Genomic DNA, 14,908 nt, shown 5'->3' on the forward strand with positions numbered 1-14,908 from the left:
TTGGGTTCGATTCAATGCTTCTATTCTTTTATGACTAGAATGTGTTATGAGCTTTTCACTTAGCCAGCTAAGCTTTATCGCTCAAGCCTTGTACTAGAAGCATTATTCCTTACGGGAAAGAACCGAATAAAACCTAAGCTCGAAAGATCAACAGCCCCTAACATGTATTGCTAAATGAATATTGTCTCCTAGGCTTGCAGACTTTCTTAATTTACGTCTAAGATTTACCACTCTTTCATCAATTTAGTCTCCCAAGTTCTGGCAACAGTTTCACAGCCAAAGAGTGAATTAAACCCACCGCCACATCTGCAATTATTGCATTTGCAACTATTTCCTATTGTTTTTATTTGGTTTTTTCTCTCACCTCTGCAAAATACCGACTAACCTTAATAGTGGGAGGCCTATATTAATAGCCTCTAATTCTTTTAAGTTGTTTAGGGGGTGGGTTATGGGTATTTTTGAGCATTACCAACAACGCTATGAAAAAAAACTAGATGAAGAGTATTCTCTAGAAGAGTTTCTCAGTATATGTAAGGAGGATCGCAGTGCTTTTGCATCTGCAGCAGAGCGCTTATTGATTGCTATTGGGGAACCGGAGCTAATTGATACGTCTAAAGACCCTGTCCTAAGCAGGCTCTTTTCCAATCGCTTAATATCTCGCTATCCAGCCTTTAAAGATTTTTACGGCATGGAAGAAGCAATTGAACAAATTGTTGCATATTTAAAGCATTCAGCTCAAGGACTTGAAGAGTCTAAACAAATTCTCTATCTGTTAGGCCCTGTTGGCGGCGGTAAATCCTCTTTAGCAGAGAAACTTAAAGCATTAATGCAAAACGTACCGATTTATGTACTTACTGCCGATGGTGTGCGCAGCCCAGTCAACGACCACCCATTCTGCCTATTTAATCTTGAAGAAGATGGCGATATTTTAAAACAGGAATATGGGATCCCTAAACGCTATTTAAAAAGCATTATGTCGCCATGGGCTGTAAAACGATTACATGAATACGGCGGAGACATTTCAAAGTTTAAAGTTGTTAAAGTATACCCTTCTATTCTCGATCAATTAGCGATTGCGAAAACTGAACCGGGTGATGAAAACAACCAAGATATTTCATCTTTGGTTGGTAAAGTCGATATCAGACAATTAGAGCATTTTGCACAGAATGATGCTGACGCCTACTCCTATTCAGGAGCATTATGCCGCGCGAACCAAGGCATGATGGAGTTTGTCGAGATGTTTAAGGCGCCAATAAAAGTCTTACATCCGCTGCTTACTGCTACCCAAGAAGGTAACTTTAACGGTACTGAGGGGCTTTCAGCCCTACCCTTTGGCGGTATTATTCTCGCCCACTCCAATGAATCGGAATGGACAACCTTTAGAAACAACAAAACTAACGAGGCGTTTTTAGACCGAGTATATATTGTAAAAGTCCCTTACTGTTTGCGACTTTCAGAAGAGGTAAGGATCTACGAAAAACTGCTGACAAACTCAGAATTAGCCAATACTCCCTGTGCACCTGGTACCCTAGAAACCCTAGCCCAATTCAGTGTACTGTCACGAGTCGTTGCGCCCGAAAATTCATCAATCTATTCAAAAATGCGAGTTTATGACGGCGAAAGCCTCAAAGATACAGATCCAAAGGCAAAGTCATACCAAGAGTACCGAGACTATGCTGGTGTCGATGAAGGGATGCTAGGTTTATCCACCCGCTTCGCGTTTAAGATTTTATCCAAAGTATTCAATTTTGACCATACTGAAATTGCTGCAAACCCGGTGCATCTTTTCTATGTACTAGAGCGTCAGATAGAGCAGGAGCAGTTTCCAACTGAAGTTGCAGAACGTTATTTAGAGTTTCTGAAGGGTTACCTTATCCCCAAGTACGTAGAGTTTATTGGGAAAGAGATCCAAACGGCTTATCTTGAATCTTATTCAGAATACGGGCAAAACATTTTTGATCGCTATGTCACCTATGCCGATTTTTGGATCCAAGATCAAGAATATAGAGATCCTGAAACAGGCCAATTATTTGATAGGGCTGCACTTAATGCTGAACTAGAAAAAATTGAAAAGCCAGCAGGTATTAGTAACCCTAAAGATTTTCGAAATGAGATAGTCAATTTTGTGCTACGAGCAAGGGCAAATAACGAAGGTACAAACCCACTTTGGACTAGCTACGAGAAGCTAAGAACCGTCATTGAGAAAAAGATGTTCTCCAATACCGAAGATCTGCTTCCCGTGATCTCTTTTAATGGTAAAACATCAACCGATGATCAACGTAAGCACGATGACTTCGTCAACAGAATGATGGAAAAAGGCTATACCCAAAAGCAAGTAAGACTACTTTCAGAGTGGTATCTGAGAGTGAGGAAGTCTTCTTAGAAAGCCAGCTAGGGGGAACTCTCCCCCTTTAATCAGGCTAGGAGGTGCGCATGGCAAATTTCATTGATAGAAGACTCAATGCAAAGGGAAAAAGCACGGTTAATCGACAACGCTTTATTAATCGTTATAAGAAACAAATTAAGAAGGCCGTCAGTGATGCGGTGACCCATAGAAGTGTTACCGACGTAGACAAAGGAGAAAAGATAAGCATTCCCACTCGGGATATCAGTGAGCCAACTTTCCATCAAGGTAGTGGTGGTATCCGGGAGCGGGTCCATCCAGGTAATGACCAGTTTAGCCGTGGCGATCAAATAGAAAGACCGCCATCAGGCAACGGCCAAGGCGCTGGTCAAGGTGAAGCATCAGATTCAGGTGAAGGAAACGACGACTTTGTATTCCAGATCTCTAAAGATGAATATTTGGAACTATTATTCGAAGATTTAGAGCTGCCGAATCTCCAGAATAACCGCCTTAATAAGCTTGTTGAATATCAAGTATATCGAGCTGGGTTTACTAATGATGGTGTGCCAGCAAATATCAATATCGTTCGCTCACTGCGCTCATCAATTGCACGCCGTATGGCGATGACGTCGACTAAAAAACGAACCCTACTCGAACTACAGCAAGAGCTAGAGGAACTCGAAAATAAAGCAGGGTCAAACGCTGACAGGATCCTCGCCCTTAAAGCAGAGATAGAAGATCTACAGCGCAGGATCAAAAAAGTACCTTTTATCGATACCTTTGATTTACGCTACAACAACTATGCAAAAAGAGAAGTGCCCTCTAGCCAGGCGGTGATGTTTTGTCTAATGGATGTTTCAGGTTCTATGGACCAAGCAACTAAAGATATGGCAAAGCGTTTTTATATTCTGCTTTACCTATTTTTAACAAGAACCTATAAGAACTTAGAAGTCGTATACATCCGCCATCACACGCAGGCTAAAGAAGTAGACGAACATGAGTTTTTCTATTCTCAAGAAACAGGTGGGACGATTGTATCAAGTGCATTGAAATTGATGCATGAGATCCAACAAAAGCGCTATCCAGAAAATGAGTGGAATATATATGCAGCTCAAGCTTCTGATGGCGACAATTGGGCTGATGACTCCCCTTCATGCCATCAAATACTTGAAAAGCAATTACTGCCGGTGGTGAGATATTTTAGTTATATAGAAATCACTAACAGAGCGCACCAAACGCTGTGGAGAGAGTACGAAACACTACAAAAATCACACGACAATATTGCTGTGCAGCACATAAAGCAGGCGGAAGATATTTATCCTGTATTTAGAGAGCTGTTCAAGAAGCAAGCTGTATAGGGGGCGCTATGGAGAATGCAAAGAAAAGAACACCATTAGATGATGGTCCCGATTGGAACTTCGAGTTGCTACAAACCTATTTAACAGAGATTGAACGCGTAGCAAACCACTACCGATTAGATGCTTATCCGAATCAAATTGAGGTTATTACCGCTGAGCAGATGATGGATGCTTACGCGGGAATAGGCATGCCTATTGGTTATACCCACTGGTCGTTTGGTAAACGATTTATTGAGACAGAACAAGGCTATAAAAGAGGACAAATGGGCTTAGCTTATGAAATTGTCATTAATTCAGAGCCTTGTATTGCATATCTCATGGAGGAGAACACCATAACGATGCAAGCTCTAGTTATGGCGCATGCTAGCTTTGGGCATAACAGTTTTTTTAAAGGTAACTATTTGTTCAAAACTTGGACCGATGCAAGCTCCATTATTGACTATCTTGTATTTGCTAGGAATTACATTAGCAACTGCGAGGAAAAACATGGTGTCGAAAAAGTTGAAAGTATTATTGACTCATGCCATGCACTAATGAGTTTCGGTGTAGACAGATACAAGCGTCCAAGTGAAATATCTTTCAAAGAGGAGCAGATGCGTCAAAAGGACCGTGAAGCATACCTTCAAAGTCAGGTTAATGATTTATGGCGCACCGTGCCTGTAGCGCCGCATGAGGAACAAAAAGCTAAAGCTCAGCGCTTCCCGGCTGAGCCTCAAGAAAATATTCTGTATTTTATTGAAAAAAATGCGCCACTTTTAGAACCTTGGCAACGTGAGATTGTTCGGATAGTCAGAAAAATGGGCCAGTATTTCTATCCTCAAAAACAAACTCAAGTGATGAATGAAGGCTGGGCTACATTTTGGCACTATACGATATTAAACCATCTGTATGATGAAGGATTAGTAACAGATCGCTTCATGTTAGAATTTTTGCAAAGCCATACTAACGTTGTCGCACAGCCAAGTTACAACAGTCCACACTATAGCGGTATAAACCCTTACGCTCTCGGTTTCAATATGTTCGTTGATATACGCCGCATATGCGAAAACCCTACCGAGGAAGATAAACACTGGTTCCCAGATATCGCAGGCAGTGATTGGTTAACAACGTTGCACTTTGCCATGGAGAATTTTAAAGATGAAAGCTTCATAAGCCAGTACCTCTCTCCCAATATCATTCGTCAATTTAAACTATTCTCTATCCTAGATGACGATAACAAAAATTATTTGGCTGTATCAGCTATACACGACGAACAAGGGTATAAAGAGATCAGAGAGAAACTGTCACAACAGTACAACTTGTCAAACATAGAACCTAATATCCAAGTACATAATGTTGAAGTATCCGGAGATAGGTCGCTTACACTCCGTTACGTGCCTAATGCTAGGATCCCACTAGCAGACACTCGACATGAAGTCGTTAAGCATATTCATAGGTTATGGGGCTTTGATGTTCAAATTGAACAAGGAGATAATGGTGATATGAAGGTCATTGCTGCTTGCCCGGAACGAAAGTTAGATAACGCAGCCAATATCTAACCTTATTCAAGACACAAAAAAAGCGCCGTTAAGGGCGCTTTTTTTAATTCACTTAAAATTTAAGCAAATTTGAAATCAATATGTTCAATCAAAGGCTTGAATGCATGGCGTTGCATGTCTTGAACACGTACTGCTACGTCTTTACCATCTAAAGAGATAGTTAGGTCAGTATTGTAAAAGTCATCGTTCGCTTGGATATTGATGATATCTTTATGATCGAAAACGATAGAGATAGCTTCTTTGCCTGGACCGTAGATAACAGCAGGTACTTTGTTAGCATGACGTAGGCGGCGGCTCGAACCTTTCCCTATTTCAGTGCGGATTTGTGCAGCGATTGTGTAAGACATAATAAAACTCACTTAAAAAATTAATATAAATGTATAGTAACGATTTTCGACCAACCATTACTTACTAAAAGCGGGCGGATACTAACATACATCAGCCAAATAAACAAAATATTATTAGCCTACTCGTACAGTTAATTACCAACTTCTTATTGGGCCGGTATCGATATGCACGAACCCTGAGTTAGGATAATAACCTACTCCGCCGAGTTTAAGTGCTAAAGCAGCGCTTCTTACTTCGGCAAGCTTGACACCTGGCACAGCGATATCAAGCGCCATCCCCTTCATGTGGTAGCTCTTCTTAGCAACCCCATTACTTCTCTTGGCTAGCATTTGATTCGTTTTCGGTGAACGATAGCCTGAAATTATGTGAAATTCATCGTCAAAATTTAAGGATTGTTTTAATAAAAAGGCAAAATCAAACAGCCTTTTATCCATTGGAGCTGACTCATTTTGGCGATGGTCACGTAATACTTGACTAAAATCAGTCAAGATATCACTTTGGTAATCACCATCAATCCAATAGCTTCCCTGCCCGCGTTCACCTGTATGACGGTTGTAAAAGCCTAAACTTCTAACCCCTTTGGTTGAACGACTTGCTTGTGCTTTTGTAGGTAGCATAGAAAACATTGCTACTCCACCAAGGCCTAATAATAACTGTCTACGAGCAGAACATACTACGGTCACACTTTCACCACTGACTACTTTTCCTACAACTGGCAGGCAAAGTAGCCTTAAAGTAATAGGAATGCAAGTTATCAGCAGAAAATATTAATAAATACTCTATAAGCTATTGATCTGAGCAATTGAAGGTGGTTTTCCATCGCTAATCGACTGCTTTTGGTAAATATCATTTCTAAATTGAGCTAAATTGTCTTTATCTATCCATGCCGTCCAGTACACCAAGTGAACATTTAAGGTCGAATTCAAAGCAAACCACTGGGTTTTATCTCTGTTCACATGCCTATCCACCCAAGTTTGTTTATCTTTTACTAGGTTGGCGGCCATCCAGTTAGCTAAACCCTCAACATTTTCTATCCTAATGCATCCTGAGGACAGAGCTCTATAACTTTGATTAAAGAGATTAGGATCAGCGGTATCGTGTAGATAAACACTAAAATCATTAGGAAAATAAAATTTGTATCGCCCTAAGGTATTGTTAACTCCAGGTCGCTGTACAAATCGAAATGGAAAGGGTCCAAACGCTAAATCACGCCACTGCTCTGCAGACTTAATCACTCGATTACCCTGTCGATCAAATACGTCAAACTCACGCTGTTCAATGTAACTTCCATCTTTGCGAACCTGTGGTAACAAATCATTATATAAAATCTTTTTTGGTACTCGCCAACTAGGATTTATCACAACATTAGAAATTGCACTACTTAGTAAAGGAGTTTGCCTAAATGGTTTACCAACAATAACTCGCGATTCAAGTTCAACTCTACCGTCATTAATTAACTCCATTTCAAACGCTGGTATATTTATCACCAAAAAACGATCGTCTCGTTGTGACATAAATGTCGACTTTTGAATGAAACTTCTTGCTAATATAGTAGCTCGCTGCGATGGTGCCATATTCAGCCATTTCATAGTATCTGGGCCAATAATTCCATCGGGGGTTAAGCCATGGCGTCGTTGAAAACGCTTAACTATATTAACTAAATCATCTTCAAAAACATCCAGCTCAACAGCATTTGCAGTGCCATCCCCAAGTAAAGATAAACGCGTTGCGATAGCGGGAAGAGTGGCGCTTTGCATTCCAGGCCTAATCAAGCCCTCTACACGGATCCGTTGCCATTGATTTTGTTCAGTAAGCCACTGCAAATGTGAAAGTCGGTTTTGCAACTGCAGGTAATCATTTATCTTTGGCTCCAAAGACATTACGCGAACTAAAAGATCGTTAACTTTTGAAGCTTCAGTGCTATGGGTTTTTATCTGATGGCGTGACCAAAAATCAACAATATCGGCTTCAATAAGCTCAAATTGTTTTTCTGTCACAATAGTACTGGCTAACTGAGTCATGTGCTTTTGATAAGCTGGAGCGGGTTCAACAAGGTTAATTAACTTCAGTTGTTTTAATAACATATTGTTTGCAGCGCTCAACCTCGCATCTGCTAGCGCTGCTGAACTCATCAATACAACATAAACTAAAAAGCTAAAACTAAAAAATCGCATTGACTCACCAAATAAGAAAACTCTTCTTAAGTATGGCAAATAAATGTGCTTTGTATATGACAGTGGGCAGCATAAAACTTCAATTACATAAGCTTGAGTAAACTCAATATCGACTAATCAACTGCTTATGTAAGAAAATTTACTGTCTTTAAGCGGCTAAAACTAGCTTATGGATCAGGTTGAATACTTAAAACAGAACGTCCAACCTGAGTTTTACCAGTAGCAGGATAGTATTTTAGTTGCCAGTTTTCTGCGCCCTTACTTCTGTCATCAACAATGTAATTGTAATAGCAGTGGGTATCCTTATCCGCTAGATCACCATCATAGTACCAATAAACAATATCGTTATTACCTTCAAAGGCTGCATTTGAATGCATCACAAGCTTGTAGTCATTATTATCTAGCAATCCTTGCCATACTTGTTTGCAGTAATCACCTTGAAGTTTAGTTCCACTTGCACTGTTATTCGTGTCTATCCCTAAAGGATAACCGGTCGTGGTAGAGTCCACATCGCCTGCACCAAAACAAGTTAAATCGACTTGGTAGCCATTGGCACCAGATGCGGCCCAACAACTATGGTAAAGGCTAACGGAGGTGCTAAAGCTAGCAAATACATTATGGGCAACAGAGTCATGAGCATCTTGACTTAAGCTTACCAATCTCGGCATAGCGACTATCGCGATAATCCCCAGTATTATAATTACCGTAACCAGCTCTATTAAGAGTAATACCAATTGCATTAAAAGTTTGACCATTCAGCGGGAATTCAAAACGCTGTAGGCAAGTAGCAGGATTTGAGCTAATAGTTATTCTATATCCAAATCCCATAGCGAAGCATACAGTGTTTTGAAACCCGCACTACGTGAGCTCCTCAGTCTTTCCACTTCTGCTTTGCATTAGCTTAAAAGGGAATAACCATTTCTTTACCAATGCGCTTTGAATTGAAAAGACTGAGGGGCTCTGAACGGGTCAAATACTTAATGCAATTGGTATAAGCGAGTGTACTGAGCGTTTTGTAGTCATTTTGTTCATCATGATGTGTTTAGGTAACAAAGCCAATATGGCTGGTTATGGCTAGTTTCAAGCGCAAGTGTAAACACTGTGGCGTAACTAGGCTTACACTGAAAATAAAAGTAATTTTAATGAGTGAAGTGGTAACTCTTGTTTATTTTGTGTTTGATTTTTGCTTGGTTGTGTTGTGTTTATTTTAAATTTAAATCGGTTTGGGTATATATTATTAGGTACTCCTGTTTTTTAGCTGAAGCAGTCATATTTTTTTCGTGATCAAGTTCAAAACCTGAGTCAATCTAAAATCAAGTTGTTTACAATTAATTACTATATTAATAACTGCTAAAGATGATAGTCATTATCAGTTAAACTTTAAGTTGCTAATTAAGTTAAAGTAATTATTTTCTGAGGTTTTAAAGGTGTATTTTAAAAGCGTTTTTTAACTGTGATCTGATTAGCGGATTTCTCAAAAATTGGCGATATGTAACAACACTTAACTGGGTCGTTGTTAGCTTGAACATACAGAGGTTAAATCACTAAAATACCCCCTTCGATATACAAGGGGTTCGTAAGTAGATGTCCACCAGAAATCTTGCCAAATTAATGGCGACGAGTTTATTCACACTATTAATTAGTGTTTTTCCCGCTCATGCAACGCCGTGGAGCGACCTTAGCTCTGCCGATCTCGAGCAAAAGTTAACTGAGAAGTTTAGCGAGGGTAAGTACTCTTCTAAAGGTGCCGATTCTTGCCTGATGTGTCATAAGAAAAGCCCTAAAGTGATGGCGCTTTTTGATGGCGTTCATGGTGATATGAGTAGCAGTAAATCACCAATGTCTGGTATGCAGTGTGAAGCCTGTCACGGCCCACAAGGTAAGCATAATCGTGGTGGTAAAGAGCCAATGATTAGTTTTGGCTCTGACAGCAAATTACCTGCCGAAAGCCAAAACAGTGTTTGCCAAGGTTGCCATAACGATCCTAAACAGATGGCTTGGCATAACAGCACTCACAACCTAGAAGAGGTGGCTTGCGCTGATTGTCACCAGATCCACGCCGCAAAAGATCCGGCACTTGATCGCTTAATGGTTAACGATACGTGTACCTCGTGTCATACCCGTGCAAAAGCAGATATGAACAAGCGCTCATCTCACCCAATGAAATGGGACCAGATGACCTGTATTGATTGCCATAGCCCTCACGGTTCAATGACTGAAAGCGCGCTGATTAAACCTAGCCTTAATGAGACTTGCGCTGAGTGTCATGCCGACAAGCGTGGCCCATTCCTGTGGGAGCATGCGCCAGTTATGGAAGATTGTTCAAACTGTCACACCGCTCACGGTAGCGTGAATGAAGCACTACTTAAAACGCGAGTGCCGCAATTATGTCAGCAATGTCACGCAGACGATGGACACGCAAGCCGTGTTGCGACGCAAGCGGGTCAAGATGCTTTTAGTGCCGGTAAGAGCTGTCTTAACTGTCACAGCAAAGTTCATGGTTCAAATCATCCCGCTGGCAGCAACTTTGCCCGTTAAGACCTGGAGTGAGTAATATGCGTTCAACTAAATTGTTTTCTTTAAACTTGATCACTCTAGCGCTGTTTGGTACTGCAACGGGTGTAATGGCTGCTGATTTTGGTGTTCAACAAGCCAATACTGAAAGCCTTAAAACAGCCAATTACCAGTGTAAGCGTTGTGTGATAACCGACGGTTACTCTGGCACCGTTGGCGCCAGTGTTGGTGTGGTTGATGCCGATGATGACCATGCGATTAATCAGTTAGGTACTGGTACCGACGGTGCCATTGCTGGTGTTAATGCGGATATGGCTTACCAGCAAAGTGGTTACCGTGCCAAGGTTCAAGCTCATCAGCTTGGAATGGATAATGGTTTTATTAATATCGAAGCGGGTAAGAGTGAGCAGTACCAGCTTGATATGGATTTTCAAACCATCACCACCAATCAATACAGTAATGCCCAAACTAATCTTTGGCATAACAACGGTATGCTAACGCCTAGTGAACATACCCGTGAGCTTAATCTTGACCTACAGAGACAGCGCAGTGGCATCGGCTTTGAATATGATTTTTCAGCATTAACCGAACTAGGTCTGAGTAGTTATGCTCGTTTTGATCGTGAAGACAAAACCGGTCATCGTAGTGCCAGCTTAATGAGCCCAAGTCCGGTTAACTTTGCGGAGCCGGTTGATGAAACCACTGATAAATTTAGCGCTGGCATTGTGCTAGATGGTGATAACTGGCTGTCAGAGCTGAGCTACCATGGCTCTCGTTATGAGAATAATATTAGCGATTTAAGCTTGCCTTATAGCTATGACGTATACAGTGCAACACCTGATAACCAAGCGCATCAAGTGTCGCTATCGGGTCAATACCGCTTAGCTTCAAGTGTGTTCAGTGGTCGTGTGGTATCGGGCCGAATGATCCAAGATCAAGATCTTGTGCAGATGAGTGGCAACCCGATTCAAAACTGGGATGGTCAAGTCGACACCTTTAGCAGCAACTTAGCGGCGAGTACAAGAGTAAGTAGTCGCTTACGCCTTGGTGCCAGTTACGACTACAACAAGCGTGATAACCGTTCATCAGTATTTGACTTTGCACAGTACGAGTTTGATTCAATGTCGGGTGCTTTTAAGCAAAACACCCCAATGGATATTGAACGTCAAACTTTCAAAGCCAATGCAAGCTACCGTTTAGCCAGTGGTTACCGCTTACAAGCAGGTTATGACTATAAGCAGGTTGAGCGCAGTTATGGTGAGCGCGAAGAGACGCAAGATAGCGAAATTTGGAGCAAACTGAACATTCGTGCTATCGACAAGCTAACCCTTGATTTTGGCCTAAGTTATGGCTCGCGAGGCGGCAGTGACTATCAAGCTAATGAACTAACTACTGACGAGACTGATTCTTTGATGCGTAAGTATCATTTAGCCGATCGCAATCGTACCGAGGCTAATGCTCGCGCTAGCTACACACCATTAGAGTGGTTAACGTTTGATGTTAGCACTTACTATGCTAACGACGACTATGACGCCACCGAAATAGGGTTAACTCAAGCCAAAGATTACGGCTATGACGCCAATGTTCATCTGCAGGTTTCTAAGCCACTATCAGTGTACGCATTTGCAGGTCAGCAGTGGATTGATTCAGACCAAAGCGGCGATCAAAGCGCAATTTGGAACACAGAAATTCGCGACCAGTTCATCAACTTAGGCCTTGGGGCAACCTATTCCGGCCTAATGGAAGACAGATTGACCCTAGGTATGGATTACCTATTTGCTAACTCAGAAAGTAGCACTGGTGTAAGCCCTTCAAACGAAGGCTCTTACGGTGCTTATTACTCATACAGCCATAGCATGAGCCTATATGGGCAATACATGATCTCGCCGCAAATGGCGTTAAAACTGGCTTATCAGTATGAACGCTACTTCGATACAGACAGTGCACAGGTTACCGCCGATAGCAATTCAGGATTAATCACCTTAGGTGAGATCAATCACAATTATAACGCCCATCAACTGATGTTGACCTTCAGCTACAAGCTGCTTTAGGTCGAGTCAGTCACAATTTAAGTTCGAGGAAAACGAGATTATGGAACGTAGAAGTTTCTTAAAAATGAGTGCTGCGCTGGGCTGTGCAGCAACAGTTACAGGCTGTAATTCCAGCTCTGATGATGCCAATGTTATTCCGCCTAAACCACCAGTTGGTGATGAGCAAATTACTTGGTCATCGTGCCTAGTAAACTGTGGTTCAAACTGTCCCGTTAAAGTGTTTAGTCGTGACGGTGTGATTACCCGTGTCGAAACTGACCATGACATCACTGATGGCGATGATATCTACCAAGTACGTGCTTGTGCACGTGGTCGTTCATTGCGCCAACGTACCTACGCTGTTGACCGTCTAAAGTCGCCAATGAAACGTGTTGGTAAACGTGGCGAAGGTAAGTTCGTGCCAATCACTTGGGACGAAGCGGCTAAAACCATCGGTAACAAACTGACTTCAGTGATTGCTGAGCATGGTAACAAGGCTATTTTCCGCAGCTATGGCTCAGGTGCTTACTACGGTTTTGCATCTAATGCCTGTTTTAACCGTCTATTAAATCTTAACGGTGGTTGCTTAAGTTATTACGGTAACTACTCATGGGCACAGCAGCAAGAAGCGGCGGCGCATACTTTTGGTACTGGCAGCACTAAAGGCTCATCAACGGTAACGCTATCAAACAGTGACTTCTTGTTGGGTATCGCTTACAACCCGAGTGAAATTCGTCAGTCTGGTAGTGGTGAAGGTTATGATTACCTAAAAGCATTGCAAAAATCGAATGGTCTTAAAGTGACCATGATTGACCCGCGTTACACCGATTCTATGCTAGGTAAAGAGTCAACTTGGTTGCCTATTCGTCCAGGTACAGATGCCGCGCTTGCAGAAGCTATCGCTTATCAGATGATTAGCTCAGGTTGGGTTGATGTTAACTCACTTGATTTTATCAATAAGTACGCAGTGGGTTATGACGCTGCATCTATCCAAGCGCAAAAAGATATCTTTGCTGCCAGCGGTGATGCGACTAAGCAAGAATACGCGGCTGTCATGAAACCAGAAGAGAACTACCGTGATTACATTCTTGGCCTTGGCATATACGCTGATGCGCCGAAGAAAACTGCTGAGTGGGCAGAAAAGATCACCGGTATTCCTGAGGCTGAAATCAAGCAAATTGCTACTGACCTGCAAAACGCACAAGCGCCATACATCGTTGTTGGCGCTGGTGTTAACCGCCAAGCAAACGGTGAGCAAAGCATGCGTGCGCTGTATATGCTATCAGTTTTGACCGGTAAACTTGGTACCTTGGGCGCCTCAAATGGTGAACTACCTTCAATGAGTGGTATGTACCGTGCGGGTATTCCAGCGGGTAGCAACCCAGTTAAAGAGAAGATCTCTTTCTTTACTTGGTCTGAAGCGATTCATCATGGTGAAACCATGACAGCTCGTAGCCATGGTGTAAAAGGTACTGACGACTTAGATACGCCACTTGGCACAAACATCAAAGTGATTATTTCAGCATCTGACAGCACACTACTGAACCAGCATGCACAGATCAACAACACCGCTGAAATCTACCAAGATGAATCAGGCGTTGAGCTAATCGTTAGCTGTGACTGCTGGATGACTCCAGGCGCTAAATTTGCCGACATTATCTTGCCTGATACTAGCTGGTTAGAGTCTAACGACTTAGTTAACGATTCATACGCATCTGGTGCGCTGGGTTACATCACCGCGATGAAGTCAGCGATTGAGCCAATGTGGGACTGTAAGTCTATGTATGAAGCATCAGCGATGATCGCGAAATATATGGGTTGTGAAGCAGAATTCACTGAAGGTAAAACAGAAGCGCAGTGGCTTGAAGAGTTATACCAAAAGACGAAAGACAGCAGCACTAACCTAGGCGTTGTGCCAGCGTTCCCTGCCACTTACAAAGAAGCGCAAGAGATTGGTTTCTTCCGTAAGCATATGCAAGACGATCACGTTGCACTTTCAAGTTACATCAATGGTGGTGAGCCACTAGCAACGCCAAGTGGCAAGATTGAGATCTACTCTGCAGAGCTTGCATGGCGTGCCGCTAACTGGGATCAAGAAAACAGCCCACTAAACCCAACAGGCGTTAAAGGTGACACCATCACTGCAATCCCACAGTACACAGTGACTTGGGATGGCTTTGAGGATGAAGACACCAGTACAGATTACCCAATTCAATTAGCGGGTTACCACACTAAAGGTCGTACTCACTCAAGCTACCACAATGTACCTTGGTTACGTGAAGCGGTTGAAGATGCGGTTTGGGTTAACCCAATGGACGGTGCTAAGCATGGCTTGAGCTCTGGCGATAATGTTGAAATGTACAACGAACGTGGTTCGATTGCCGTTAAGGTTCGTATCACGCCGCGTGTTGCACCAGGTGTATTTGCACTGGGTCAAGGTGCTTGGTTTAACCCAGGTAAAACGGTTGGTAGTACAGGGCATATCATCGATGAAGGCGGCGCAATTAACTCGCTAACACGTTATCAGCCAAGCCCTGTTGCCAAAGGCAACCCACAGCACACCATCCGTGTTGCAATTAAAAAGATTTAAGAGAGTAGTTAA

The 14,908-nt window shown here is 42.3% G+C and carries 10 protein-coding genes; 6 read left to right on the forward strand and 4 right to left on the reverse strand.

Translation table 11 applies throughout. The features are described 5' to 3' along the window. The first annotated feature begins 448 nt into the window (after positions 1-448). The 3 genes from AB4135_RS02785 to AB4135_RS02795 are packed head-to-tail and all read left to right on the forward strand — an operon-like array spanning position 449 to position 5,240. A complete protein-coding gene (locus tag AB4135_RS02785; RefSeq protein ID WP_371990123.1) occupies positions 449-2,383 on the forward strand; it encodes a PrkA family serine protein kinase in 1,935 nt (644 codons plus the stop codon). A 50-nt stretch (positions 2,384-2,433) separates the two neighbouring features. Beyond that, positions 2,434-3,702, forward strand: coding sequence for a YeaH/YhbH family protein (locus AB4135_RS02790; protein ID WP_371990125.1), 1,269 nt, complete (start codon positions 2,434-2,436; stop codon positions 3,700-3,702). Positions 3,703-3,710: 8 nt separating this feature from the next. Continuing rightward, complete coding sequence (locus AB4135_RS02795) at positions 3,711-5,240, forward strand: SpoVR family protein (RefSeq protein ID WP_371990126.1); 1,530 nt, start codon at positions 3,711-3,713, stop codon at positions 5,238-5,240. 59 nt (positions 5,241-5,299) lie between these two features. Here the strand turns inward: AB4135_RS02795 and rplY are convergent, their stop codons facing one another. From rplY to AB4135_RS02815, 4 genes are all read right to left on the reverse strand, one after another. Beyond that, a complete protein-coding gene (rplY, locus tag AB4135_RS02800; protein ID WP_371990128.1) occupies positions 5,300-5,587 on the reverse strand; it encodes a 50S ribosomal protein L25 in 288 nt (95 codons plus the stop codon). Between the two features lie 135 nt (positions 5,588-5,722). After that, on the reverse strand, positions 5,723-6,271 hold the full coding sequence (locus tag AB4135_RS02805; RefSeq protein ID WP_371990130.1) for a DUF882 domain-containing protein: 549 nt from the start codon (positions 6,269-6,271) through the stop codon (positions 5,723-5,725). A 96-nt stretch (positions 6,272-6,367) separates the two neighbouring features. Further along, the gene (locus AB4135_RS02810; RefSeq protein ID WP_371990131.1) at positions 6,368-7,762 is read right to left on the reverse strand and encodes a murein L,D-transpeptidase; all 1,395 of its coding nucleotides are present in this window, start codon (positions 7,760-7,762) and stop codon (positions 6,368-6,370) included. A gap of 167 nt (positions 7,763-7,929) precedes the next feature. Next, entirely contained in the window at positions 7,930-8,517 is a 588-nt protein-coding gene (locus tag AB4135_RS02815) for a pilus assembly protein PilD (protein WP_371990133.1), read from the reverse strand. Between the two features lie 856 nt (positions 8,518-9,373). Here AB4135_RS02815 and AB4135_RS02820 point away from each other — a divergent pair. From AB4135_RS02820 to AB4135_RS02830, 3 genes are read left to right on the forward strand one after another with little or no spacing between them, the layout of a single operon-like run. After that, positions 9,374-10,300 carry a DmsE family decaheme c-type cytochrome gene (locus AB4135_RS02820; RefSeq protein ID WP_371990256.1) on the forward strand — a complete coding sequence of 309 codons (927 nt, stop codon included), beginning with the start codon at positions 9,374-9,376 and terminating at the stop codon, positions 10,298-10,300. 17 nt (positions 10,301-10,317) lie between these two features. Beyond that, positions 10,318-12,327: an MtrB/PioB family decaheme-associated outer membrane protein gene (locus tag AB4135_RS02825; RefSeq protein ID WP_371990134.1), complete on the forward strand. Its 2,010-nt coding sequence runs from the start codon at positions 10,318-10,320 to the stop codon at positions 12,325-12,327. A 40-nt stretch (positions 12,328-12,367) separates the two neighbouring features. After that, positions 12,368-14,896 carry a DMSO/selenate family reductase complex A subunit gene (locus AB4135_RS02830; RefSeq protein ID WP_371990136.1) on the forward strand — a complete coding sequence of 843 codons (2,529 nt, stop codon included), beginning with the start codon at positions 12,368-12,370 and terminating at the stop codon, positions 14,894-14,896. The last annotated feature ends 12 nt before the right edge of the window (positions 14,897-14,908 follow it).

It is taken from the genome of Shewanella sp. 10N.286.54.B9 (assembly GCF_041468565.1).
Classification (GTDB): Bacteria; Pseudomonadota; Gammaproteobacteria; order Enterobacterales; family Shewanellaceae; genus Shewanella.